The organism is Hymenobacter algoricola, assembly GCF_039539525.1.
Lineage (GTDB): Bacteria > Bacteroidota > Bacteroidia > Cytophagales > Hymenobacteraceae > Hymenobacter > Hymenobacter algoricola.
This window is the reverse complement of sequence record NZ_BAABDH010000037.1, coordinates 1-24,125: the sequence shown is the minus strand read 5'-3', so window position 1 is coordinate 24,125 and position 24,125 is coordinate 1. Positions and strand designations below refer to the sequence as shown.

Sequence of the window (24,125 nt, the reverse complement as noted above, 5' to 3'; positions counted from 1 at the left end):
TGATTTTACCTGGCGTAGAATCAGCAACATGGCTACTTAACGAAGGCACTAGTATGATGGCAGCTACCCCCAAAAACACGGAAACGGCGACGCTCGACATCGAGGGCATGACCTGTGCCTCGTGTGCGTCGGCCGTGGAAAAATCGCTGAGCCGGGCGCCGGGCGTGCACAGTGCGCTGGTCAACTTCGCCACCGAGAAGGCCACTGTGCAGTACCTGCCGGGGCAGGCCAGCCCGGCCACCCTCAAAGAGGCCGTGGTGCAGGCGGGCTTCGGCGTGGCGGAGCGCGCGCCGGATACCGGCGCGGCCGACCGGCAGGCCGAAATTGACCGCCAGAAAGCGGTGGCCTACGGCAAGCTCAAGCGCCGCTTCTGGGTGGCGGTGGGCCTGGCAGCAGTGATTATGCTGCTGAGTATGCTGATGCTGTGGCCCGCCCTGATGGCGCGGGTGAGCATGGCGTGGCTGAACTACGGCCTGCTGCTGCTCACGCTGCCCGTGCTGCTGTATAGTGGCCGGGAGTTCTACACCTCGGCCTGGAATGGGTTTAAGCACCGGTCGGCCAACATGGATACGCTCATTGCGGTGGGCACGGGCGCGGCCTTTCTCTACAGCTTGGCCGCTACGGTGGCGCCGGGCTTCTTCACGCGCCACGGGCTGCTGCCGGAAGTATACTACGACACCACGGCCACCATCATTGCCCTGATTTTGCTGGGCAAGGTGCTGGAGCTGCGGGCCAAAACCCAGACCTCCGCGGCGATTCGCGCCCTCATGGGCCTGCAGGCCAGAATGGCGCGGGTGGTGCGGCCCGGCGGGCAGGAGGTAGACGTACCCATCGGGCAGGTGCAGCTAAATGACGTGGTTGTGGTGCGGCCCGGGGAGAAAGTGGCCACTGACGGCGTGATTACCGCAGGCCGCTCGGCCGTGGATGAGGCCATGCTCACGGGCGAAAGTCTGCCGGTGGAGAAAAAAGAGGGGGACTCGGTGTTCGGCGCTACGCTCAACAAAACCGGCTCGTTCCGCTTTCGGGTGACGAAAGTAGGCGCCGATACCATGCTCGCGCAGATAGTGAAGCTGGTGGAAGACGCCCAGGGCAGCCGCGCCCCCATTCAGCGGCTGGCCGACAAGGTCAGCGCCGTTTTTGTGCCCACGGTGGTGGTCATAGCCATCCTCACGTTTGTGCTGTGGTTTGACTTGGCGCCGGTGGCTACCCGGCTGCCGCTGGCGTTGGTCAACTTCGTGGCGGTGCTCATCATCGCCTGCCCCTGCGCGCTGGGCCTGGCCACGCCGACGGCCATCATGGTCAGCACGGGTAAAGGGGCCGAGCACGGGGTGCTGATCCGCAATGCTGAAGCGCTGGAGAAAGCCTACAAGGTGAATACCGTGCTGCTGGACAAGACGGGTACCATTACCCGCGGTGAGCCGGCGGTGACCGACTTTGTGCCCTTCGGGGGCCAGCCGGCGGCACCGCTGCTGCAGCTGGTGGCCGCGCTCGAACGGCAGAGTGAGCACCCGCTGGCCGAAGCGGTGGTGCGCTATGCCGAGGCGCAGGGAGCTGCTCCGCTGGTCGCCCTTGATTTTCGGGCCATTGAAGGCCAGGGCGCGGCGGCCACGGTAAACGGGCAGGCCGTGCTGATTGGCAACCGGGGTCTGCTCAAGGACGAGGGCATAGCCTTTCCGGAGGCGTTGGCCGCTCAGGCTGAAGAGCTGCTGAACCAGGCCCGGACGGTGCTGTACGTGGCCGTGGCAGGCCAGGCGGCGGGGCTGATTGGGGTGGCCGACACGGTGCGCGACACGTCCGGCGCCGCCATCCGGCGCCTGCAAGCCCTGGGCATTGAGGTGGTGATGATGACGGGCGACAACCCGCAAACGGCCGCCAAGGTAGCCGAGCAGGTGGGCATAACGCGCTACTTCGCCGAGGTGCTGCCCGCCGATAAGGCCGGTAAAGTGCGGGAGCTGCAGGCCGAAGGCCGTACGGTCGCCATGGTAGGCGACGGCATCAACGACGCGCCCGCTCTGGCGCAGGCCGACATTGGGTTGGCCATGGGCGGCGGCACCGACGTGGCCATGGAAGCGGCCGGCATCACGCTCATGCGCTCCGACCTGAATGGCGTAGTGACGGCCATTGAGCTGTCGCGGCAAACCATCCGCACCATCAAGCAAAACCTGTTCTTCGCGTTTATCTACAACGCCCTGGGTATTCCGATTGCGGCCGGGCTGCTGTATCCGGTGTTCGGGTGGCTGCTTTCGCCCATGCTGGCGGCTGGCGCCATGGCCCTCAGCTCGGTATCGGTACTGACCAACTCCTTGCGCCTGCGGGCTTTCAACAATCATTAGCACGACGAGCCATGGACACGACTGCGGTAATGGTGACGATGGCGGGGCTGGCCCTGGCCGGGTTCGTCATCTGGTATTTCTTTTTGTCGGCCCGGCAGACCGCCACCGCCGTGTCCTCGTCGAGCGGGGTGCAGGCAGTGGATATCACGGTGAAAGGCGGCTACTCGCCCGACGTAATCGAGGTGGAGCGCGGCAAGGCCGTGCAGCTGCATTTCTACCGCGACGAGGAGAACAGCTGCTCGGAGGAGCTGCTGATGCCAGACTTCCACATCCGGCGCGACCTGCCGGCATTCCAGACGACGCTGGTGGAGCTGCTGCCCACGGAGGCCGGGCGGTTTGAGTTTACCTGCGGCATGGGTATGCTGCGCGGGATCCTGGTGGTGAAATAACCAGCCGGACAACGGCTCCAACAGATCGAACGGCCCTGTTCAGCCTGAGCCGCCTTATTGCAGGTGGCAGTGCCAAAACAGCGGGGTTCGTTGCAGTTTCAGTGCTTGTGCGCCCTTTTACCGGTTTCATCAGGCGGGAGGGCAAAAGAATGCCGGCAATGGCAGACTTCTGCCCCGGGAGCTTTTCCACTGAATCAAAAAATAAGGCAAACTACTTGTAAACAGTAGCTTGCCTTATACTCAAGTGGGCCCAACTGGAATCGAACCAGTGACCTGCTGATTATGAGTCAGCTGCTCTAACCGATTGAGCTATAGGCCCGGCTAAAACCTTCCGTAGTTGGTTTCGGCAGCGCAAACTTCGAAGTTTGCGGCCGGATTTCCAATTCTTAAATAACGACAGCCCGCGGCCCAGGGTAACGGCCACGGGCTGAGCCGTGCTCCTCCCTGCTATGCCTGGCAAAAAGCCCCACCTGCTCTTCGACTTCGGAGGCGTGATTATCAATATCGACTACCAGCGCACGGTAGACGCCATGCGGCAGCTCAGCCGGGCCGGCAGCACCATCGAGTTCAACCAGCAGCACCAGTCGGAGCTGTTCGACCTGCTGGAAACCGGGCGCCTGACGCCAGCGGAGTTCCGCACCGGCCTGCGCCGGCACTACGCCCTGGAGGGCACCGACGCCGAACTGGATGCCGCCTGGAACGCCATGCTGCTCGACGTGCCGGCCGAGCGGCTGGCCTTTATTGCCGAGCTGCGGGCCCAGGGCTACCAGACCGCCCTACTCAGCAACACCAACCAGCTGCACATTGAGGAAATAAACCGGCGGCTGCGCACCCAGTACGGCTTCCGCCACGGCATTGCCGACTGCCTCGACCGGGTATTTTACTCCCAGCAGGTCGGGCTGCGCAAGCCCGGCCCCGAAATCTTTGCCCATGCTCTGCGCGAAATGAACTGGCGAGCGGCGGAAACTCTTTTCATCGAGGACAGTTTTCAGCACATCAAAACGGCCCGCCGCCTGGGACTGCACACGCTGTTTCTGGCCCCGCCCCTCACCCTCACCGCCGCCCTTCCCGCCGCCCTCCGTGCCTTCCCCACTCCTCCCCTTGCCTGACGCCGAAACGCCGCCGGCTGCCGATACCGTGACGCCCGAGATGCTGGGCTTCACCCCCTACGAAAAGCCCGAGCCGCCCCGCTGGCGCACCTACTCGCTCCATCTGCTGCTGTTCCTGCTCACCCTGGCCACGACCACGCTGGCGGGAGCCGAGTGGATAACCGGCCGCATGTTTTTCGACCAGGGCCAGGGCTTCCGGCTCACGGGCTGGTTCAGCACGCCCGAAATCCTGCGCGGGCTGTGGTTTTCGCTGCCGTTTCTGGGGGTACTCACGGTGCACGAGTTCGGGCACTACTTCACCGCCCGCCACTACCGGGTGCGGACTACGCTGCCCTTTTATATTCCGTTTTTCACCGGCTTTTTTAATACTATCGGCACGTTCGGAGCCGTCATCCGCATCAAGGACCGGATATTCTCCCGCAAGGAGTTCTTTGACATCGGGCTGGCCGGGCCGCTGGCGGGCTTTCTGGTCGCCGTGCCGGTGCTGATTTACGGCTTCACCCACCTGCCCGACCCGCTGGAGTACGTGTTCAACATTCACCCCGAATACCGGGCTTACGGGGCCGACTACGCCCGCTACGTGTACCGGGCCGGGGAAGGCATGACGCTGGGCAAGCCGCTGCTCTACCGCCTGCTCGAAACAATCTTTGCCGACCCGGCCCGCCTGCCCCCCCCGAATGAGCTGATGCACTACCCGGTGCTGCTGGCCGGGGCGCTGGCGCTGTTCTTCACGGCCCTCAACCTGCTGCCCATCGGGCAGCTCGACGGCGGCCACATTCTGTACGGGCTGCTGGGCTACCGCCGGTTCAACCGGCTGTCGGTGGGGCTGTTCATGGCCTTTATCTTCTACGCCGGGCTGGGCCTGTTCTCCCTGCACAGCTCCACCGATACCTGGCTGTACTGGGGCCTGCCCTACCTGCTCTACCTGATTCTGGTGTTTCGCCGGGTGCTGCCCACGCCCCGCCGCGGGCTGATGCTGGCCCTGAGCGTGTTTGCCGCCCAGCTGGCCGTAACCCTGGCTGTGCCCGGGATTCAGGGCAACCCCGGCTGGCTGGTTTTCGGCCTGCTGCTGGGCCGCGTCACGGGCATCTTCCACCCCCAGGCCCCCGACGAGCGGCCCCTGAGCCCGGGCCGCAAGGTGCTGGGCTGGGTGATGCTGCTGATTTTCGTGCTGTGCTTCTCGCCGTCCCCGTTTGGCTGAGTTTAGAAACTCCTGTTAGCCAAAGAGCCCCGACGTATGTGACGTCGGGGCTCTTTGGTTGCGGTAGCGCGAAGTTTTGCTGCGCAAAATTTCAGCGCTATTACGGGAAACTAGTCGATGGCCTGCGAAGCAAAGCTTTGCGTTACGGCCCGCCGCTTACCGCCCTTCCAGGGCCGCTACGCCGGGCAGCTCCTTGCCTTCCATGTATTCGAGCAGGGCGCCGCCGCCGGTGCTGATGTAGGAAACCTGGTCGGCGAAGCCCATCTGGGTGACGGCCGCGGCCGAGTCGCCGCCGCCGATGAGGCTGAAGGCGCCGCCGGCCGTGGCTTCGGCAATGGCGCGGGCCACGACCTCAGTGCCCACCGAGAAGTTGCTCATCTCAAAGACGCCCATCGGGCCGTTCCAGAGGATGGTTTTCGACTGGCGGATAATGTCGGCGAACTGCTCGCGCGACTCCGGACCGATGTCGAGACCCATCCAGCCGTCGGGAATGTGGTGGCTGGTGGCCACGTCCACGTCGGCGTCGTTGGCGAATTTGTTGGCAATGATGGCGTCGCCGGGCAAAATCAGCTGCACGCCCTTGGCCTTGGCCTTTTCCAGCAGGCTCAGGGCCAGGTCAATCTTGTCGGCTTCGAGCAGGGAGTTGCCGATGCTGCCGCCCTGGGCCACCGAGAAAGTATACGACATGCCGCCGCCGATAATCAGGTAGTCCACCTTGTCGAGCAGCTGCTCGATGAGCTGGATCTTATCCGAAATCTTGGCCCCGCCCATGATGGCGGTGAAGGGCCGCTCGGCGTTGGTCAGCACCCGGTGGGCATTGTCCAGCTCGCTCTGCATCAGCAGACCGGCCACGCGGTTTTCGGGGGTAAAATACTGGGCCATGACGGCCGTGGAGGCGTGCCGGCGGTGGGCTGCGCCGAAGGCATCGTTCACGTACACGTCGCCGAGCTGGCTGAGCTTTTCGGCGAAGGCGGCGTCGCCCTGCTCCTCTTCGGGGTGGAAGCGCAGGTTGTCGAGCAGCAGGATATGGCCCGGCTGCAGGGCGGCGGCCCGCTGGGCAGCGTCGGCGCTGGTGGCGTCATCGGCAAACAGCACTTCCTGGCCGTACTCCTGCTGCAGGCGCGCCACGATGTTGCGCAGCGAGTTTTTCTTGTCGGGGCCGCCCTTGGGCCGGCCCATGTGCGAAAGCAGCACCACCGAGCCGCCGTCGGCCAGGATTTTCTTGATGGTCGGCGTGGCCATACGGATGCGCGTGTCGTCGGTGATGCGCAGGTCGGCGTCGAGGGGCACGTTGAAATCGACGCGCACCACGGCGCGCTTGCCGGCGAAGTTGTACTGGTCCAGTGTTTTCATGGGACGGGAATGGGGATGTAGTCAGCCTTATACGGCTTGGCGGCGCGTAGTTCGGCAGATTTGCAACCTAAAGCAAGGTGAAGCGGGGGTTGCCCCTTCGTTGCCGCCGTTCTGTTTTCCCCCGTACCTTTGTCCCAGTTATGAAAATAGGCATCTTCTTCGGCGGCCCGTCGCGTGAGCGGGAAATTTCCTTTGCGGGCGGCCGCACCGTGTACGACAACCTGGACAAGGCCCTGTTTGCGGCCGTCCCGATCTTTGTCGATAGCCGGGGCAACTTCATCCTGCTCGACTGGCACCACATCTACAAGGGCACCATCCGCGACTTTTACCCCCCGGTGTCGGCGCTGCCGGCCTCGGCGCACAAGATGCCGGTGTACCTGGAAAGCCTGGGCGCGCTGAGCACCGCCGAGCAGGATAAGATCATCGGGGAAGTGGGCCGGCGCGTGCTGCCCCACGAGCTGCCCGAGCTGCTGGACTTCGCCTTTCTGGCACTGCACGGCCCCGGCGGCGAAGACGGCGCCATTCAGGGCCTGCTCGAATGGTACGGCATTCCCTACTCCGGCTCGGGCATTCTGGCCTCGGCCTTCGGCATCGATAAGATTGCCCAGAAGAAGCTGCTCCAGGCCCTGGGCCAGCCCACGCCCGACTTCCGCACCATCACGGCCGAAGAGTGGGACACCACGGACCGCACGGCCCTGCTCGGCTACCTGACCCGGGAGCTGGGCTTGCCGCTGGTGTTCAAGGCGCCCCGCCAGGGCTCCAGCATCGGCATCAGCATTTTGCGCGAGCCCACGGAAGCGCAGTTTGCCGCGGCCGTGGAGCGCAGCCTGTTCCGCAAAACCGTGCGGCGCGACGAGTGGAGCCGCCTCGGCGAGCAGGACAAGATCATGTGGGTGCAGCAGCTGACCGACATCCGCGAGGGAATCGGCCTGCCGGTGGTGCTGGACGCGGATGACACGAACATCATCTACCACCCCGAGGCCCTGCTGACCCTGCTCAATGAGCGGCTGCAAACCGCCGACGCCGTGCTGCTGACCAACGTGGACGGCGAGGCCCAGGTGCTGGTGGAGTCGTTTGTGGCGGGCCGGGAGTTCAGCTGCATCGTGGTCGAAGACCCCGACGGCAACCCGCTGGCGCTGCCCCCGACCGAGATTGTGAAGGGCGAGGAAATGTTCGATTACCGCTCGAAGTACCTGCCCGGCCTGGCCCGCAAAATCACGCCCATCGACCTGCCCGAGGCCGAAATCCAGCGCATCCGCGCGGCCTGCGAGGCCATGTTCCGCACCTTCGGCTTCCAGGTCTACGCCCGCCTGGATGGGTTTATCAGTTCCCAGTTGCCAGTTCCCGGTTCCCAGTCTTCGGATGAACAAACCGGCAACTCGCAACCGGCAACTGGCAACTCAATCTTCCTCAACGACCCGAACACGACCTCGGGCATGCTGCCGGCGTCGTTCTTCTTCCACCAGGCCGCCGAAATCGGGCTGAACCCGTCGCAGTTTCTCACCTACCTGATTCGCACGTCGCTGGCCGCGCGCCGGCGTGCCGGCATGAAGCCGGTGCAGCTGGGCCGCCTGCTCGGGCAGCTGGACGCGGCCGTGGCCGCCCGGCAGCAGCACGAGCAGGAGCGCACCAAAGTGGCCGTGATTATGGGCGGCTACTCGTCGGAGCGCCACATTTCGGTGGAAAGCGGCCGCAACATCTACGAGAAGCTCAGCTCCAGCACCAAGTACGAGCCGGTGCCCGTGTTTCTGACCGGCAGCAGCGCCGAGTTCCGCCTCTACGTGCTGCCCATCAGCGTGATGCTCAAGGACAACGCCGACGATATCCGCGAGAAGGTGGAGCACATGGAAGCCGGCCACGGCCTGCACCCCATCCTGGCGCACATCCGCCGCGAGGCCGGCGCCATCACCAGCACCTACGCCGGGCAGCCCACGGCCCAGCCCCGCCGCCTCTCCTTCGAGGAGCTGGCCCAGGAAGTCGATGAGGTCTTTATTGCCCTGCACGGCCGCCCCGGCGAGGACGGCGCCCTGCAGCAGCAGCTCGAAAAGCTGGGCCTGCCCTACAACGGCTCGGGCGTGGAAAGCAGCAGCATCACCATCAACAAGTTCGAAACCAACCGCCGCCTGCGCGCCGCGGGTCTGCGCGTGGCCGAGCACCGCATGGCCGCCCGCCGGGAGTGGGCCGCCGATGCCGAAAGCTTCTACCGCAGCCTCGAAACGCAGTTTGCCTACCCCTTCATTGCCAAGCCCGCCGACGACGGCTGCTCCTCGGCCGTGAAGAAAATCAAGAGCCGCGCGGAGCTCGAAGCCTTCAGCCAGCTCATCTTCCGCGACCAGGAAGAGCTGCTGCCCGCCCCCGCCACCGTGTTGCACCTGGGCTTCAAGGAGGAATTCCCGCAGAAGGAAGCCTTTCTGGTCGAAACCCTCATCAGCCGCGACGGCGCCCGCCACTTCCTCGAAGTGACCGGTGGCCTGCTCACCCACTGGCAGGCCGACGGCACGCTCGGTATCGAGGTGTTCGAGGCTTCGGAAGCTTTGGCCACCGGCGAAGTGCTGAGCCTGGAGGAGAAATTCCTGGCCGGCGAAGGCCAGAACATCACCCCCGCCCGCTACGCCCCCGAAGCCGCCGAGCGGCAGCGCATTTCGGATGAGGTGAAAGCCGAGCTCAGGCGCGTGGCCGAGGTGCTCAACATCCAGGGCTACGCCCGCATCGACGCCTTTGTGCGGGTGCGCGGAGAAGCCGAAGCTGGCGGGGCCGTGGAAGTCATCATCATCGAGGTCAACTCCCTGCCCGGCATGACGCCCGCTACCTGCATCTTCCACCAGACGGCGCTCAGCGGCTACACGCCCTACGACTTCATCGACCAGATCCTGGAGTTTGGCAAGGCGCGGCAGGAAAAGCAGATCGGAGCGAAAAAGTAGAACGACCTGCCGAGCCAAAGGCGAAGCATCTTGCGGGCTAACGGCTGATTGCTACTCCAATCATCGGCCCGCGGGATGCTTCGTATCTGCTGCAGGCGCAGAATGCCCGGCATGACGTTCTGTTGGCTCCACTTCCTGCCATTCCAATTCCTACCTTTCCGCTCCCGATTTCAACTTCTAGCTTCTCTCTCCTAAATGGCTTTTCTTAAATCCGACACTCCGGCCGACCTGCTTAAGCACCTGCTGGTCATTGCGGCCATCGGGGCGACGCTGCTGGTCGGCTTCTTCTTCGTGTATCTGCCCATGACCACCAACCACGGCGAAACCATCGTGGTGCCCAAAGTCACGGGCATGCAGCAGACCGACGTGGAGGACTACCTCGACGAGCGGAACCTGCGCTTTTTCGTCGACGACAGCAGCTACAACCCCAGCATCCGGCCCGGCACCGTCCTGACCCAGGACCCGGCCCCGGGAGAGCGGGTGAAGGAAGACCGCAAGATCTACGTGTCGGTGAGCATGAAAAACCCGCCGGTGATTAAGATGCCCAAGCTGGTGGAGGGCTCGGTGAAAAACGCCCAGATGATCTTGCGCAGCTACGACCTGATCGTGGGCGAAATCAAGCTCGTGCCCGACGTGCGCCAGAACGCCGTGCTCAAGCAGCTGGTGGGCGGCAAGGAAATAGCCGCCGGCGCCCCCATTGCCAAAGGCACCCGCGTAGACCTGGAAGTGGGCGACGGCCTCGGCAACCAGGAGTTCGCGGTGCCCAACGTGGTGAACATGCCCCAGGACGAAGCCGCCACGCTGCTGGTCGGCCAGGGGCTGCAGGTAGGTGAAATCTTCTACCAGGAAGCCGAGGAAGGGCAGACCGACGGCATGGTCGTCAAGCAGCGCCCCGTGCCCGCCCCCGGCGCCACCATCCGCATGGGCCAGCTCGTCGACCTCTGGATTGCCGGCCGGGCCCCGCTGAAAACGGCCGACTAGCCGCTCCGGCGCCCGGCTACTCCGGCAGCCTGCCCAAGCCCACCCGGGCTATAGGCGGGCTGCCGGTTTTGGTAGCGCGCCTTTTCTGCCCGCGTGGCGGCCCCGCACGAAATTTTCCCGTCGCCCTGCGCGTTGGACCTGCGTAAACTACCGTCTATGATCTGTTCGAAAGCTCTACTCACGTTTCTGCTGGCCGGAGCCCTGTTCCTGCCCCTGGCTGGCCACGCCCAGCTGGTGCAGCCCCTGCCCGCCGATCCGGCCCGGGCGGCCGGCCTGGCCGCGCAGCCGAAGCGCGCCGCCCGCACCACGGCCCTGCCCCTGCCCTTCTTCGACGACTTTTCGACGCAGGCGGAAGGCCCGCCCAATCTGGAGCGCTGGATAGCGGGCGGCGGCGTGCTGATCAACAACCGGTTTGCGCTGGCGCCCACCTCGCGCGGCGTGGCCTCGTTCGACGGGCTGAACAGCCGCGGACTGCCCTACGGCACGTTTTACAGTGATACCGACACGCTGACCTCCCAGCCCATTGACCTTAGTGGCCGTAGCGCGGCCGACGGCGTGTTCCTGAGCTTCTTCTACCAGGTTGGCAATATCTTCTCCCAGCCCTCCACGGCCAGCAGCTCGCGGCCGGTGTTTATCTCGGTCGACTTCAAGGACAACAACAACCGCTGGCAGCAGATCTGGATGCTGCGCAGCCAGGGCAAGCGCACCGACTTCCGCCAGAAGCTGCTGGCCGTGGACCAGGCCCGCTACCTGCACGGCAACTTCCAGTTTCGCTTCCACACCTCCGGCTACCAGAGCACCGCCAACGGCAACGACAGCTGGGCCGTGGACTACGTGAAGCTGGACCGCAACCGTTCCGCCGCCGACTCCTCCTACCGCGACATTACGACCAGTGCCCCGCTCAAAAGTCTGCTGAAGCGCTTCACGGCCATGCCCGTGTGGCAGTACAACGCCGCGCCCACGCCCAGCGCCGAGCTCAACGACCAGACGGCCACGACCATCAACAACCTCGACCTTGGCCCCCAGCCCATTCCCATTGACTGGCGCGGCACGCTGCAGCTGCTGCCTACCGGCCCTTCGGCCATGTTTCTGGTCGGCAACCAGGCCATCGGGGCCAATGCCCGGCAGCTGCCCCTGGTCGGCAACGTGCGGCTGACGCCGTTGCCGCTGACGCCGGAACCCAAAACCATCCGCCACAGCTTGTATCTGGTGCGGCTGGCGGGCGTTGATCCGCTGACGGTAGCCAACGACACCATTTCGCGGGTGACGGAGCTGAAAAACTTCTACGCCTACGACGACGGCACGCCCGAGGGCACCATCGACTTCTTTCCCTTCGTCAGCGGTCCGCCCCACTTCTACGCTTTCCGCTACGACCTGAACAGGCCGGATCAGGTGCGCAGCCTGCGGATTTATCCCGTGCTGCCCGATGCCGCCGGCCGCACCATCACGGCCAACGTGTGGGACAGTCAGGGTACGGGCAACGCCCTGCGCCCCGCCGACTCGCCCAAGGCCACCGTCAGCTTCACCATTCCGGCGACGCTGCCGGCCGGGCAGCGCTTCGTGGAAATCAACTTTACCACGCCCGTAGCGGTAAACGGCAGCTTTTTCGTGGGCTACGGCCGCGGGCCGCTGGGCGGGCAGTACGCGCCGATGGGACTGGACCTGAACAATGCGCCGCCCGAGAACTACTTTTTCGCCAACGAAACCGGAACCTGGGTGCCCTACTCCACCGACCAGTTCAACGCGGGCAAAACGCCGGCCGGCGCCATCATGATGCGGGCGGTGATGACCAACAACACGACCACCGCCGCCGCTGACCCCAGCGTGGCGGCCGCCTTCGCCCTGTATCCTAACCCCAGCTCGGGGCTGGTGCGGGTGCAGGGCCGCTACGCCCGCGCCACCGTGTTTGACGCGCTGGGCCGGCCGGTGTGGCAGCAGCCCGCCGCCCAGCTGGGGCAGCCGGAGCTGGATCTGCGGCCCCTGGCGGCGGGTGTTTACGTGGTGCAGCTTACCCTGCCCACCGGCCTGACGGTCGCCAAACGGCTGGTGCTGGCCCGCTAGCCGGGGTTGTTTTGCCAGAATTCCCTATTGTTGCGGCTACTACCCCACGTCTCACTGCTTTCCTGACCATGACCGACATCACCCCTGACGAGCTAAAGCAACGCCGCGCCAACGGCGAAACCCCCACCATCATCGACGTGCGCGAAACCTGGGAAAATGAGGAGGCCCACATCGACGGCAGCCGCAGCATCCCGCTGGGCACGCTGCCCGACAAGCTCGACGAGTTGGAAGACCTGAGGGACCAGGAAATTATTGTGCACTGCAAAGGCGGCGGCCGGTCGGCGTCGGCCAAGGCCTTTCTGGTGCAGCACGGCTTCAAAAACGTGCGCAATCTGCTCGGCGGCTTTCAGGCCTACCAGCAGGCGTAGCTTTCTGTGCCCGTATCGGCCCGCGTCGGCGCCCTGCACCCGCAGAGCGCCGACGCTTTTTTATGGCCGGGGGCCGGCGTTCAGCGCTGAGGTGAAATATTTTTCCGCTGGCAAAGAGGCAGTTGTCAGCGCACGGTGATTTTAATTGCCCACAACCAAACATCACACAACCAGCGCTGGTTTACTATTCCGAAGCCCATGAGCACGTCCCTTTCTCCCTTGTCCGCGTCCGAAGATCTGCAGAAGCTGCACAACCAGCTCTGCTTTCCGCTCTACGCCGTGTCGCGGCAGCTCACCCGGGCCTACCAGCCTCACCTGCAGGAGCTGGGCCTCACCTATCCGCAGTACCTGGTGCTGCTGCTGCTCTGGGAACACGATGAGCTGACGGTGAAGGCCCTGGGCGAAAAGCTATTGCTCGACTCGGGTACCCTCACGCCCCTGCTCAAGCGCATGGAGCAGAAGCAGTGGCTGAGCCGCCGCCGCGACCCGCGCGACGAGCGTTCCGTCATCATCCGCCTGCTGGGGGCCGGGCGCGAGCTGCAGCAAGCGGCCTGCCACATTCCGGCCCGCCTTTTTGAGCAGCTGGGCCTGACGACGTCCGAATTTGAAACCCTGCGCCAGCAGCTCCACACTTTACTTACCAGGCTTGCCTGATCGGGCCGGCTATTTTTTCACTTCCCTCCTTCTTTTTTGCAGATGAAAATCCAGAAAGTTTTCACGGCTCAGGCCCTGGCCAAAGGTGGCCGCGACGGCCAGGTTACGTCCAACGACCAGGTAATTAACCTCGCCCTGAGCACGCCCCGCGAAATGGGCGGCCCCGGCAAAGCCAACTCCACCAACCCCGAGCAGCTGTTTGCCGCCGCCTACGCCTCCTGCTTCGAGGGCGCGCTGGGCGTAGCGGCCCGCCAGGCCAGCGTAAAGCTGGACGGCGTGACGGTGGAGGCCCTGATCGGCTTCGGCCAGGCGGAGGATGGGGGCTACGGCATTTCGGCCGACCTGCACATCAACATTCCCGGCGTGGAGCAGCAGCAGGCCGAAGAGCTGGTGGAAGCGGCCCACGGCATCTGCCCCTACTCCCGCGCCACCCGCGGCAACGTTGAGGTGAGCCTGACCACCACTACCAACGCCTAACCGCCGCCGTATTGGAACCTACCATCCGGAAGGGCTTCGCCGCTTCCGGATGGTAGGTTCTTCTTTTCTCATCCCTTCCCGAGAGCTATGCAAACCCAACGTATTGTGCTGGCCAGCCGCCCCGTGGGCATGCCGTCGGCCGAGCATTTCCGGTTCGAAGCCACGACCCTAGAGCCCCCCGCCGCGGGCCAGGTACTGCTCCAAACCCGCTACGTGTCCGTCGACCCCTACATGCGCGGCCGGATGAGCGCGGCTAAGTCGTACGTGGCACCGTTTGAGGTGGGCCAGCCCATCAGCGGCGGCATAGTGGCTGAGGTGGTGGAAAGCCGCAACGACGCGCTGCCGGTGGGCAGCGTGGTGGTCGGCAATCTGCCCTGGCAGCAGCACAGCGTGGCGGACGGCAAGGGGCTGACCCGTATTCCGACCGATCAGGCGCCTATCAGCTACTTTCTGGGGCTGCTGGGCATGCCGGGCCTCACCGCTTATTTCGGCCTGCTCGACATCTGCCAGCCCCAGGCCGGTGAAACCGTAGTGGTATCCGGCGCGGCCGGGGCCGTGGGTATGGTAGTCGGGCAGCTGGCCAAAATCCTGGGGGCCCGCGTCGTGGGCACCGCCGGCTCCGACGAGAAAGTGGCTTACCTCAAACAGCTCGGCTTCGACGAGGCCATCAACTATAAGACGGTCAACCTGGCCGAAGCCCTGGCCGCCGCGGCCCCCAACGGTATCGACTGCTACTTCGACAACGTGGGCGGCGCCATCACCGACGCGGTGTACAACCAGCTCAACAAGCACGCCCGCATTGCCCTTTGCGGCCAGATTTCGACGTATAACGCTACCGAAGCGCCCGTGGGCCCGCGGCCGGAAGGCAAGCTGCTCAAGACCAGCTCCCGCCTGCAGGGCTTTATCGTGAGCGACTACCTCAGCCGCTGGCCCGAGGGCGTGACCAGGCTCACCGAGTGGTACGGCCAGGGCAAGCTCCAGTTTGAGGAAACCATCACCGAGGGTTTCGGCCAGATTCCGGCCGCCTTCCTGGGCCTGTTTCAGGGCGACAACACTGGCAAGGCCATCGTAAAGGTATCCTAAGTGCTCTTTCACGCAGGGTCTCGGGGTGTAAAACCGCAGTGTCTCGCAGTGGTCCGTTACACGACACCACGAACCACTGCGCCTACCATTGCGCTACACCGCGTGAAATCAAAACCCCAATCCTACCAACATGACTAACCAAGCTGAAATCTACTGCGTAGCCGCCGAGTGGCTGGTACAGCCCGGCCAGGCCGATACCGTGCGCCGCCTGCTGGCCGAAGCCGCCGCCGCCGTGCGCCAGCACGAGCCCGGCAATCTACTGTACATCGCCCACCAGTCGGCGGAGGAGCCGGAGCGCTTCTTCATCTACGAGCAGTACGTAGACCAGGACGCGCAGATAGCCCACCGCGCCGCGGCCCACTTCCAGGACCTGGTGCTGGGCCGGATCGTGCCGCTGCTGGCCGAGCGCAAAACCTCGTTTTACCGCCTGCTGGCTTAGCCACGGCATTTTTTCACCTCAAAAGCAAGCTCCCATGAATATTCTGATGGTATTGACGTCCCACGATCAGCTGGGCAACACGGGTCATAAAACCGGCTTCTGGCTGGAAGAATTTGCCGCCCCCTACTACGTGTTCCAGGACGCCGGCGCGACGCTGACCCTGGCTTCCCCCGCCGGTGGCCAGCCGCCCCTCGACCCCAAGAGCGACGAAGCCGGTGCCCAGACCGAAGCCACCGAGCGGTTCAAAAAGGATCCGGAGGCGCAAAAGGCTCTGGCCAGCACCGTGAAGCTGGACTCCATTGCCGCCGCCGACTACGACGCCGTATTCTACCCCGGCGGCCACGGCCCGCTCTGGGATCTGGCCGAGGACAAGAAGTCGATTGAGCTGATCGAAACGTTCTACGCCGCCGGCAAGCCCGTAGCGGCCGTGTGCCACGCCCCCGGCGTGCTACGCCACGTGAAAGCCGCCAACGGCGAGCCGCTGGTGAAAGGCAAGTCGGTAGCCGGCTTCACCAACACCGAGGAGGAAGCCGTGCAGCTGACCAACGTCGTGCCGTTCCTGGTGGAAGACATGCTGAAGGAAAACGGCGGCACTTACTCCAAAGGCGCCGACTGGGCCCCGTACGTGGTAAGCGCCGGCAACCTGATTACGGGCCAGAACCCGGCCTCCTCGGAGCCGGCTGCCCACGAATTGCTGAAGCAGCTGGCGAAGTAGTTCCTGCCGCTTGCAGTACCAAGCCGCCCCGGCTGCTCCTGTTTCAGGCGTGGCCGGGGCGGCTTTTTGGTTTCTACCCCAGCCGCCCGTCCGGCGCGTACTTCAGCTCCCCCATTTCTACCAGCTCCCGCAGCTGCTCGGTTACGGCCGTAGCCTGGCCGGGCTCGAAGTGCGTGAGGACGTCGCGGGGCGTCTGGGGCGTGGCTTTAAGCAGCGTGAGCAGCTGAGCGCGCAAATCGGCAGCGGGAGCCGGGGCCTGGCGGGCTTTCTTCTCGGCCAGGCAGAAGTCGCAGACCTTGCAGGCCGGCGCGTCCAGCTCGCCGAAGTATTCCAGCAATAGCTGCTGGCGACACAGGCCGCCGTGGGCGTAGCGGATGACGGATTCGGTTTTGTCGCGGGCCAGGTCGCGGGCCTGGAGCAGGCGCTTCTGGTCCAGCGGCAGCTTGTCGGCGTCGAAGCGCGGGGTGGTAAAGAGCGCCTGCGGCGACTCCTGCCGGGGCTGGTACTGGATGATGCCCGAGCGGTGCAGAAACAGCAGCGTTTTGCGCACGTCGAGCACACTCAGCTTCAGGTGCTGGGCCAGGCTGTTTTCGGAAATGCGCTGAAACCCGCTGAACAGCTCGCCCCCATTAAAGCGCAGCAACGACTTGATGAGCTTGTCGTGCTGCTCATTGGCCACCTGAAACCGGTACAGGTCGTGGTGGTCGATGGGAATGTGGACCCGGGCGGGCGTGTTTACGGCCTCATTGAGCTGCACGAAGCCTTCCCGGGCTAGGGTGCGCAGGCTGTTGTGGGCATCCAGGGCCTTGATGCGGTAGGTTTCGGCGAAGTGCTGGATGTCGAAGTCGAAGGCCACCAGCTCGCCCCCGCCCACGGCCGTGCGCGAAAAGTTGGCCAGGGCCTGGTACACCCGACGCACCGTATCGAGCGGCGGGTAGGCCTGCTGGGTGCGGCGGCGCAGCTCGTCGGCATCGTTGGGGCCCTGCAGCAGCACGGCAAAGGCATATTTCTCATCGCGGCCGGCCCGGCCGGCTTCCTGGTAGTAGGCTTCCAGGCTGTCGGGTGCCTCCAGGTGCACCACCAGCCGCACGTCGGGCTTGTCGATGCCCATGCCGAAGGCGTTGGTGGCCACGATGCAGCGGATGCGATTTTCCATCCAGTCCTGCTGGGTACGGGTGCGCTGGTCGGCAGGCAGACCGGCGTGGTAGGGAGCAGCTTTCAGCCCGTTTTGCTGCAGATACGCGGCCGTGTCCTCGGTCTGGCGCCGGGTGCGGGCGTACACGATGCTGGTTTTGTCGGCGCCCACCCCGCGCACCACTTCCAGCAGGCGGCGCAGCTTGTCCTCGGTCGGCAGGGCCGAGTACGATAGGTTGGGCCGGGCGAAGCTCTGCTGAAAAACCTGGTTGCCGGCCCGGAAGTGCAGCTTCTCCACGATGTCGAGCTTCACCTGCTCGGTGGCGGTGGCCGTGAGGGCAATGCAGGGCACGCCGGGCAGCAGCTCCCGCAGCGCGGCAATCTGCATATACGGCGGGCGGAAGTCGTAGCCCCACTGCGAAAGACAATGAGCTTCATCCACGGCCAGCAAACTCACTTTCATGCGGCCCACCCGGGCCCGGAACATGTCGGTCAGCAGCCGTTCAGGACTCACGTACAGGAACTTCACCGGCCCGTACACGCAGTTGTCCAGCGTCTGGTCGATTTCCTGGTGGCTCATGCCCGAAAACACCGCTTCGGCTTTGATGCCGCGCTTACGCAGATTTTCGACCTGGTCCTTCATCAGCGCAATCAGCGGCGAGACGACCAGGCACAGCCCGTCCCGGGCCAGGGCCGGTACCTGAAAGCAGATGCTCTTGCCGCCGCCGGTGGGCAGCAGCGCCAGCGTGTCGTGCCCGGTCAGCACGGCCCGGATGATATCCTCCTGCAGCGGCCGGAAGGCCGCATGGCCCCAGTGCTGGCTCAGAACCAGCAGAATATCGTCGGTGGGCAAAGGCACGGGTATAGCTGGTTTTGGCGGAGCAACGAAGGTAGCAGGGCGGCTTCGGAAACGGAAGCTTTCGGCTGCTGCTGTCAATCTTCTCTCACGTCGGTCATCCTGAGCAGAGTGAAGGACCTTCCTCCTCGTTTGCTACAAAACTCCTTCCAACGCCCAAAGCCCTTCACCACACATTGGGACAGGGCTTTGCTCATCTAAAAAGGCTTCGTACTGATGAAGAGGAAGGTCCTTCATTCCGCTTCGCTCCATTCAGGATGACAGACAAACAAAAAAGCCCGGCTCCGAACGGAACCGGGCTTTCGATATAAGTAGTGAGGGTTAAGCAGCGGCCGACTGCCCGTTCTCCCGGTCATCGATGGCCTTGCGCAGCTTGGCCACGGCCTGGGTGGCGCGCTCCTCATCCAGCCGGTTGATGTTGAGCAGCATCTTGGTCTTTTCCTGCCGCGTAATCACCGGATGGTTGAGCAACCGGATGATTTCCTCTTTCTGCGAGGCCGAGGCGTAGGATACAGCCGAGGCTTCGGCAGCTACCGTCGGCTCGGCGGGCACAGCCTTCATGGCCGCGGCAATGGCTGGCTCCGCAGCTAGCGGCTGAGCTGGAGTGGCCACAACCCCCTTCGCTTCGGGCTGGTTGCCGCCGTACTCCATTTCTTCGGCCGGCGTGGGCTCATAGCCCGCCGCGCGGATAATCCAGGCCAGGATGTTGCGGTAGGCCTTGCCGATGGCCCGGGTCTGGGCCATGCTCATGATGGCAAACTCCTGGTAAAATTTCTTACCCTGCTCCTTGTTCGAGCAGATGGCGAAGCCCGCGCCCACAATATGGCCCGAACGCAGGTCAAACAGCGTGACCTTGGCCTGGTACTTAATTTCGGTTTCGGTACTCACGTTGATGACGTGGTCGACGATGGGCACAATGCCCAGGCGCGAGCCGGCGTACTGCCAGCCTTCCACGTTCACGAACTCCTTGCCCTGCACATTCGTGGTGAGCTTGTTGTCCTTGATGAACTTGGCCAGGTCCGTGGCCAAGTGCAACGTTTCGTCGGAGCGCGAGATGTCGTAGCTCTCGACTTTAGTTTTGTTCACCTGGTTTTTGGTGGTTTTGGTGGCTTCGTTCATGGCGGTTTCCATAAGTGTCCTGTTACGTTCTGTTGTTCTATATAGCAAACCAAGAAGCCTGCCGTTTCGTGCCAAAAATTACGAAATTTTATCCTTGATTACCAGACACTTACAAATTATTTTCCCAACCTTTTTAGCCATCCTAATTTTATTGGCTTTTAAAAATCACAATTCACTTACAGTCAGATTATTGGCTTCTAAATAGCCCGTTCAGACCGCTGCTTCCTTTAGGCCAGCAGCGGCGGCGACAAGTAAAAAGCCCCACCGGACGAATCCAGCGGGGCTTTTGGCTTAAACTAAAGACGATTCTACTCCGAAATGTGGCCGTCCTTCATGGTGATGGTGCGGTCGGCCATTTCGGCCAGCTGGTCGTTGTGGGTTACGATGACGAAGGTCTGCCCCAGCTCCTTGCGCAGCAGAAAGAAGATCTGGTGCAGCTCGTGGGCGTTCTGCGAGTCGAGGTTGCCGCTGGGCTCATCGGCGAAGATGATTTCGGGCGAGTTGATCAGGGCGCGGGCTACGGCGGTGCGCTGCTGCTCGCCGCCGCTCATTTCCGAGGGCTTGTGGTCGGCGCGGCGCTCCAGGTTCAGCATACCAAGCAATTCGCGGGCCCGCACCCGGGTTTCCTTTTCCGAGCGGCCGGCCAGGTAGGCCGGCAGGCACACGTTTTCGAGGGCCGTAAACTCAGGCAGCAGGTTGTGAAACTGGAAGATGAAGCCGATGTGCCGGTTGCGGAACTTGGCCAGATTGGCCCGGCCCAGCGAGCTGACGGAGGTGCCATCAAACAGCACTTCACCCGAGTCGGGGTTGTCCAGCGTGCCCAGGATATGCAGCAGCGTGCTTTTGCCCGCTCCCGAGGAGCCCACGATAGACACAATCTCCGACTTCTCAATCGTCAGGTCGATGCCCTTGAGCACTTCCAGCGTGTTATATTTCTTACGAACGTTGATGGCCTGGAGCAAGGGAAACGGAATTAGTGGTACTGGTCTTACGAAACAAATCTACGCAATGGCGTGCATTGTCGGGTTTCCTTCCCAAAATCAGTAGATTTCCTGCTCCTGGTCCGGCAGCACGACGGCCCATAACTACCGTATGCCCGTTCCGCAGCCCCTTTCTTTTCCTGCCCGCTTCGGGCCAGCGCCCGGGTCCTTTCCATTGCGCATGCGTCGTTGGCTTCTTCTCACGCTCGGGGCGGCGGTACTACTGCTCGGGGCCACGGCCCTTGCCTGGTGGTACTGGCCCCGGATCCCGCACCTGGTCCCGGCGGCCACCTTTGCCAGCCGTTCAGCGGCCGAGCTGGCGGCCGATGGCCGGTTCCGCGGGGTGAGTTGGGTAGCCGCCGACTCGGCCGCTTCCGCCGACCTCACGCCGCTGCTCCGCGCCCACGTCACCTGGATTGCCCAGACGCCCTTCGGCTGGCAGGCCGGAGCAGCCGTACCCGTCGTGCAGCTGCACACCCAGCGCCGCCCCGGCCGGCACGGCTACTGGGGCGAAAGTGACTACGGCCTGACCCAGACGGCCCAGCAGGCCCGCCGGCAGGGCATCCGGACTCTGCTCAAGCCCCACCTCTGGCTGCGCGGCCCCGGGGGCACCTGGCCCGGCGACATCCAGATGCAGTCGGCGGCCGACTGGCAGGCGTGGTTTGCCAGCTACACTATGTTTATCCTGCACTATGCTCAGCTGGCCGAGGCCGAGCAGATGGAGGCGCTGTGCATCGGCACCGAGCTGGAAAAAACCGTGGGCCACGAGGCTGAATGGCGGGCCCTGATCCGGCAGGTGCGGCGGGTGTACCACGGCCCGCTGACGTACGCGGCCAACTGGAGTGGAGAGTTTGAGCAGATCCGGTTCTGGGACGCCCTGGATTTTATCGGCATCCAGGCGTATTTCCCGCTCAGCAAAGCCAACAGTCCGGGCCGGGCTGAGCTGCTGGCCAACTGGCAGCCGCACCTGCAAGCCATCGAGCGGGTGCAGCAGAAGTTCCGCAAGCCGGTGGTGTTCACCGAGGCAGGCTATAAGAATACGCCGGATACGGCCATTGAGCCCTGGAAGTGGCCCGACCACACCGCCACGTTCCTGCCCACCGATGAGGCTACCCAGGCGGCCTGCTACGACGCCCTGTTCGCGACGTTCTGGCCCCGGCCCTGGTTTAAGGGGCTGTTCGTGTGGAAGTGGTACCCCGGCCTGGCCGCCGACGGCCCCGCCCGCCGTCACGCCGACTTCACGCCCCAGCACAAGCCCGCCGAGCAGGTGATGGCGAAGTGGTACGGAAAGTAGGGCGGCCCGGCGTACGAAGGGCTGTAACCCATTCTCTGAGGAGTGAATAGGTGCCTTCCCGCAGCAGGCCCTGGCGGGGGTGGGCAGCCGGGCTTTCCGGTTTAATGGGGCTCAGCATATTATTCAGCCCGGATTGCGCCGTCCCGCGGCCTTGCTACGACGGAGGGTGGCAGCGGCCAATAACGGACCGGATGACGCGGCGCAACTGATTATTGCCTACTTTCGTGGCCTAGAACCACCCGTCAACCCCCCACTGAACTGGACCCTCTATGAACATTCACGAGTATCAGGGTAAAGAAATTCTTAAGCGCTACGGCGTCCGCGTGCAGGAAGGCATAGTGGCCGACACCGCCGAAGAGGCCGTTGAAGCTGCCAAAAAGCTGACCGCCGACACCGGCACCAGCTGGTACGTTATCAAGGCCCAGATTCACGCCGGCGGCCGCGGCAAAGGGGGCGGGGTGAAACTCGCCAAAAACCTGGAGCAGGTAAAAGACATTGCCGGCCAGATCATCGGCATGCAGCTCGTAACCAAGCAGACTGGGGCTGAAGGCCGCAAGGTGCACAAGGTTCTGATTGCCCAGGACGTGTACTACCCCGGCGAGTCGGAAGTAAAGGAATACTACATGAGCGTGCTGCTGGATCGTAACACCGGCCAGAATGTTATCATCTATACCACCGAAGGCGGCATGGACATCGAGGAGGTAGCCGAGGCGCACCCCGAGAAAATTCACCACGAGCACGTCGATCCGCGCGTGGGTCTGCGTCCTTTCCAGGCCGCCAAGATTGCCTTCAACCTGGGCCTGACCGGCCCGGCCCAGAAGGAAATGGTGAAGTTCGTGCAGGCTTTGTACAAGGCCTACGACGAGACGGACTCCAGCATGTTCGAAATCAACCCCGTGCTGAAGACCTCGGACAACAAGATCCTGGCCGTTGATGCCAAGGTGACGCTGGACGAAAACGCCCTCTACCGCCACCCCGACTTCGTTGCCCTGCGCGACACGAACGAGGAAGATCCGCTGGAAGTGGAAGCGTCGGCCTCGAACCTGAACTACGTGAAGCTCGACGGCAACGTGGGCTGCATGGTAAATGGCGCGGGTTTGGCCATGGCCACGATGGACATCATCAAGCTCAGCGGCGGTGAGCCGGCCAACTTCCTCGACGTAGGGGGTGGAGCCAACGCCCAGACCGTAGAAGCCGGCTTCCGCATTATTCTGAAGGATCCGAACGTAAAAGCCATCCTGATCAACATCTTCGGCGGCATCGTCCGCTGCGACCGGGTGGCCAATGGCGTGGTAGAGGCCTACAAGAACATCGGCGACATCAAAGTGCCCATCATTGTGCGCCTGCAGGGCACCAACGCCGAAGAAGGTGCCCGCATCATCGACGAGTCGGGCCTGAAGGTCTACTCGGCCGTGCTGCTGAAGGATGCTGCTGAGCGCGTGAAAGAAGTGCTGACCGCCCAGGGCATCTAACTTTCTTTGGGCCGCAGCAACGGCCCCTATTTACTCCTAAAAAGCCTGCCCGTGTCCCGGGCAGGCTTTTTTATCCTTGCGCGGGTACCCGCATGTTTATGTAGGCAGCCCGAATTGGTTCGTGAGCATAAAATATTGAATTTTACCGCCACAACCCTAGCTGCCACTACTGCGTTTACGTCTGCTCAACCGACCCGTTATCTGCCCTGTTGCACCATCTTCCTCCTATGGAATTTCATTTTTTTACTAAGTCTGTTGCCTTCACGCTTCTTTGCCTGCTGAGCTTACAGCAGGCCGCTACTGCCCAGGGGCGGCTCAAACCGCTGGAGTTCGACAAAAGCGCCGACCCTACCACCTACTCCTTCCAACGCAGCACGCCGGATGAGCCTTATCTGGTGAACCTGTACACGTCCTACGCGCTGGAAGACGTAGTGGCGGGCAAAGAAACTGATCTGGCGAAAGTGCAGGCCGTTTGCACCTGGGTGCACAACCGCTGGGTACACGACGGACGCGGGCAGGCTAAAAAAGCCGACCCCATTTCCATCCTGCACGATGCCGATATGGGTCAGCAGTTTCAATGTGTCGAATACAGCATCGTAGTGGTGGGCACGCTCACGGCCCTGGGCATTCCGGCCCGGCCGCTGTACCTGAAAACGGCCGATGTCGAAACCCGCCGCGAAGGTGCCGGACACGCCGTGGCCGAAGCCTGGCTGCGCGACCAGCAAAAATGGGTGATGGTAGATGGGCAGTGGGATGTGGTTCCGATGCTCAACGATACGCCCCTCAATGCCGTTGAGCTGCAGGCCGCGCTGGTTAATAAAACGCCGGGGCTGCACGTCGTCACCTCATCCAACACAAAGGCCAAGGCGTACTTTTCCTGGGTTTCGGATTATCTGTACTACTTCGATACGGTGCTTGATACGCGCTTCGGGGTAAAAACTTCTCCCAGCGGCCTGATGCTGGTGCCCAAGGGGGCCAAGAACCCCACCATTTTTCAGCACGGCAAGGCCATCAGCCGCATGCGCTACACGCACTCGGTGGGTACTTTCTACCAACCGGTACCATCCCTAACGGCTCTGAACTAGTGCTTAGTCAGGAGAGTTTTTCGAACAAACCTTTTGGTAGTGGCGGGTGAGTTTCTCCCGCGCCTTATCGAGCGAGAATTGCCAGTTGACGGTCGCTCGCC

The 24,125-nt window shown here is 63.3% G+C and carries 20 protein-coding genes and 1 tRNA gene; 16 read left to right on the top strand and 5 right to left on the bottom strand.

Annotated elements, in window-relative coordinates; all coding sequences use genetic code 11:
• Positions 1–53: 53 nt before the first annotated feature.
• Positions 54–2,333 carry a heavy metal translocating P-type ATPase gene (locus ABD842_RS10265; protein ID WP_345113164.1) on the top strand — a complete coding sequence of 760 codons (2,280 nt, stop codon included), beginning with the start codon at positions 54–56 and terminating at the stop codon, positions 2,331–2,333.
• Between the two features lie 11 nt (positions 2,334–2,344).
• On the top strand, positions 2,345–2,722 hold the full coding sequence (locus ABD842_RS10260) for a cupredoxin domain-containing protein (protein ID WP_345113162.1): 378 nt from the start codon (positions 2,345–2,347) through the stop codon (positions 2,720–2,722).
• 245 nt (positions 2,723–2,967) lie between these two features.
• Here ABD842_RS10260 and ABD842_RS10255 read toward each other — a convergent pair.
• A tRNA-Ile gene (locus ABD842_RS10255) sits at positions 2,968–3,041 on the bottom strand.
• 130 nt (positions 3,042–3,171) lie between these two features.
• Here ABD842_RS10255 and ABD842_RS10250 point away from each other — a divergent pair.
• Both ABD842_RS10250 and ABD842_RS10245 read left to right on the top strand, forming a co-directional pair.
• The gene (locus tag ABD842_RS10250) at positions 3,172–3,831 is read left to right on the top strand and encodes an HAD family hydrolase (protein ID WP_345113160.1); all 660 of its coding nucleotides are present in this window, start codon (positions 3,172–3,174) and stop codon (positions 3,829–3,831) included.
• Positions 3,824–5,032 carry a site-2 protease family protein gene (locus tag ABD842_RS10245; RefSeq protein WP_345113158.1) on the top strand — a complete coding sequence of 403 codons (1,209 nt, stop codon included), beginning with the start codon at positions 3,824–3,826 and terminating at the stop codon, positions 5,030–5,032. Before ABD842_RS10250 ends, ABD842_RS10245 begins: the two co-directional genes overlap by 8 nt.
• Positions 5,033–5,188: 156 nt before the next feature.
• On the opposite strand, the gene ABD842_RS10240 is transcribed toward ABD842_RS10245, so the two are convergent.
• Positions 5,189–6,385 (bottom strand): phosphoglycerate kinase, encoded by a 1,197-nt coding sequence (locus ABD842_RS10240; RefSeq protein ID WP_345113156.1) that lies wholly within the window; start codon positions 6,383–6,385, stop codon positions 5,189–5,191.
• A 140-nt stretch (positions 6,386–6,525) separates the two neighbouring features.
• On the opposite strand from ABD842_RS10240, the gene ABD842_RS10235 reads away from it, so the two are divergent.
• From ABD842_RS10235 to ABD842_RS10195, 9 genes are all read left to right on the top strand, one after another.
• A complete protein-coding gene (locus ABD842_RS10235; protein WP_345113154.1) occupies positions 6,526–9,306 on the top strand; it encodes a D-alanine--D-alanine ligase family protein in 2,781 nt (926 codons plus the stop codon).
• Positions 9,307–9,501: 195 nt separating this feature from the next.
• Positions 9,502–10,287, top strand: coding sequence for a PASTA domain-containing protein (locus tag ABD842_RS10230; protein ID WP_345113152.1), 786 nt, complete (start codon positions 9,502–9,504; stop codon positions 10,285–10,287).
• 156 nt (positions 10,288–10,443) lie between these two features.
• A complete protein-coding gene (locus ABD842_RS10225; RefSeq protein ID WP_345113150.1) occupies positions 10,444–12,348 on the top strand; it encodes a T9SS type A sorting domain-containing protein in 1,905 nt (634 codons plus the stop codon).
• 68 nt (positions 12,349–12,416) lie between these two features.
• Positions 12,417–12,716, top strand: coding sequence for a rhodanese-like domain-containing protein (locus ABD842_RS10220; protein WP_345113148.1), 300 nt, complete (start codon positions 12,417–12,419; stop codon positions 12,714–12,716).
• A 198-nt stretch (positions 12,717–12,914) separates the two neighbouring features.
• Positions 12,915–13,370 carry a MarR family winged helix-turn-helix transcriptional regulator gene (locus ABD842_RS10215; RefSeq protein WP_345113147.1) on the top strand — a complete coding sequence of 152 codons (456 nt, stop codon included), beginning with the start codon at positions 12,915–12,917 and terminating at the stop codon, positions 13,368–13,370.
• Positions 13,371–13,412: 42 nt separating this feature from the next.
• Entirely contained in the window at positions 13,413–13,847 is a 435-nt protein-coding gene (locus ABD842_RS10210) for an organic hydroperoxide resistance protein (protein ID WP_345113145.1), read from the top strand.
• A gap of 87 nt (positions 13,848–13,934) precedes the next feature.
• Complete coding sequence (locus ABD842_RS10205; protein ID WP_345113144.1) at positions 13,935–14,930, top strand: NADP-dependent oxidoreductase; 996 nt, start codon at positions 13,935–13,937, stop codon at positions 14,928–14,930.
• 130 nt (positions 14,931–15,060) lie between these two features.
• The gene (locus ABD842_RS10200; RefSeq protein ID WP_345113142.1) at positions 15,061–15,369 is read left to right on the top strand and encodes a putative quinol monooxygenase; all 309 of its coding nucleotides are present in this window, start codon (positions 15,061–15,063) and stop codon (positions 15,367–15,369) included.
• Positions 15,370–15,403: 34 nt separating this feature from the next.
• Entirely contained in the window at positions 15,404–16,084 is a 681-nt protein-coding gene (locus ABD842_RS10195; RefSeq protein ID WP_345113140.1) for a type 1 glutamine amidotransferase domain-containing protein, read from the top strand.
• Between the two features lie 73 nt (positions 16,085–16,157).
• Here ABD842_RS10195 and ABD842_RS10190 read toward each other — a convergent pair whose 3' ends face one another.
• The 3 genes from ABD842_RS10190 to ABD842_RS10180 all read right to left on the bottom strand — a co-directional run bounded on the left by ABD842_RS10190 (position 16,158) and on the right by ABD842_RS10180 (position 20,155).
• Positions 16,158–18,071 (bottom strand): RecQ family ATP-dependent DNA helicase, encoded by a 1,914-nt coding sequence (locus ABD842_RS10190; RefSeq protein ID WP_345113138.1) that lies wholly within the window; start codon positions 18,069–18,071, stop codon positions 16,158–16,160.
• Between the two features lie 324 nt (positions 18,072–18,395).
• Positions 18,396–19,205, bottom strand: coding sequence for a hypothetical protein (locus tag ABD842_RS10185; RefSeq protein WP_345113137.1), 810 nt, complete (start codon positions 19,203–19,205; stop codon positions 18,396–18,398).
• 296 nt (positions 19,206–19,501) lie between these two features.
• A complete protein-coding gene (locus ABD842_RS10180) occupies positions 19,502–20,155 on the bottom strand; it encodes an ABC transporter ATP-binding protein (protein WP_073108416.1) in 654 nt (217 codons plus the stop codon).
• Between the two features lie 199 nt (positions 20,156–20,354).
• Here ABD842_RS10180 and ABD842_RS10175 point away from each other — a divergent pair, with 199 nt between their 5' ends.
• The 3 genes from ABD842_RS10175 to ABD842_RS10165 all read left to right on the top strand — a co-directional run bounded on the left by ABD842_RS10175 (position 20,355) and on the right by ABD842_RS10165 (position 24,024).
• Positions 20,355–21,467: a glycoside hydrolase family 113 gene (locus ABD842_RS10175; RefSeq protein WP_345113135.1), complete on the top strand. Its 1,113-nt coding sequence runs from the start codon at positions 20,355–20,357 to the stop codon at positions 21,465–21,467.
• A 269-nt stretch (positions 21,468–21,736) separates the two neighbouring features.
• Complete coding sequence (gene sucC / locus ABD842_RS10170) at positions 21,737–22,939, top strand: ADP-forming succinate--CoA ligase subunit beta (protein WP_345113133.1); 1,203 nt, start codon at positions 21,737–21,739, stop codon at positions 22,937–22,939.
• Between the two features lie 227 nt (positions 22,940–23,166).
• Complete coding sequence (locus ABD842_RS10165) at positions 23,167–24,024, top strand: transglutaminase-like domain-containing protein (RefSeq protein ID WP_345113131.1); 858 nt, start codon at positions 23,167–23,169, stop codon at positions 24,022–24,024.
• Positions 24,025–24,125: the final 101 nt, after the last annotated feature.

Excerpts from the sequence above, each read along its gene's own strand:
- ABD842_RS10210 (WP_345113145.1), top strand. The coding sequence starts at position 13,413 with ATGAAAATCCAGAAAGTTTTCACGGCTCAGGCCCTGGCCAAAGGTGGC.
- ABD842_RS10195 (WP_345113140.1), top strand. The coding sequence starts at position 15,404 with ATGAATATTCTGATGGTATTGACGTCCCACGATCAGCTGGGCAACACG.
- ABD842_RS10215 (WP_345113147.1), top strand. The coding sequence starts at position 12,915 with ATGAGCACGTCCCTTTCTCCCTTGTCCGCGTCCGAAGATCTGCAGAAG.
- sucC (WP_345113133.1), top strand. The coding sequence starts at position 21,737 with ATGAACATTCACGAGTATCAGGGTAAAGAAATTCTTAAGCGCTACGGC.
- ABD842_RS10265 (WP_345113164.1), top strand. The coding sequence starts at position 54 with ATGATGGCAGCTACCCCCAAAAACACGGAAACGGCGACGCTCGACATC.
- ABD842_RS10165 (WP_345113131.1), top strand. The coding sequence starts at position 23,167 with ATGGAATTTCATTTTTTTACTAAGTCTGTTGCCTTCACGCTTCTTTGC.
- ABD842_RS10240 (WP_345113156.1), bottom strand. The coding sequence starts at position 6,385 with ATGAAAACACTGGACCAGTACAACTTCGCCGGCAAGCGCGCCGTGGTG.
- ABD842_RS10205 (WP_345113144.1), top strand. The coding sequence starts at position 13,935 with ATGCAAACCCAACGTATTGTGCTGGCCAGCCGCCCCGTGGGCATGCCG.
- ABD842_RS10235 (WP_345113154.1), top strand. The coding sequence starts at position 6,526 with ATGAAAATAGGCATCTTCTTCGGCGGCCCGTCGCGTGAGCGGGAAATT.
- ABD842_RS10250 (WP_345113160.1), top strand. The coding sequence starts at position 3,172 with ATGCCTGGCAAAAAGCCCCACCTGCTCTTCGACTTCGGAGGCGTGATT.
- ABD842_RS10200 (WP_345113142.1), top strand. The coding sequence starts at position 15,061 with ATGACTAACCAAGCTGAAATCTACTGCGTAGCCGCCGAGTGGCTGGTA.
- ABD842_RS10220 (WP_345113148.1), top strand. The coding sequence starts at position 12,417 with ATGACCGACATCACCCCTGACGAGCTAAAGCAACGCCGCGCCAACGGC.
- ABD842_RS10185 (WP_345113137.1), bottom strand. The coding sequence starts at position 19,205 with ATGGAAACCGCCATGAACGAAGCCACCAAAACCACCAAAAACCAGGTG.
- ABD842_RS10230 (WP_345113152.1), top strand. The coding sequence starts at position 9,502 with ATGGCTTTTCTTAAATCCGACACTCCGGCCGACCTGCTTAAGCACCTG.
- ABD842_RS10175 (WP_345113135.1), top strand. The coding sequence starts at position 20,355 with ATGCGTCGTTGGCTTCTTCTCACGCTCGGGGCGGCGGTACTACTGCTC.
- ABD842_RS10225 (WP_345113150.1), top strand. The coding sequence starts at position 10,444 with ATGATCTGTTCGAAAGCTCTACTCACGTTTCTGCTGGCCGGAGCCCTG.
- ABD842_RS10260 (WP_345113162.1), top strand. The coding sequence starts at position 2,345 with ATGGACACGACTGCGGTAATGGTGACGATGGCGGGGCTGGCCCTGGCC.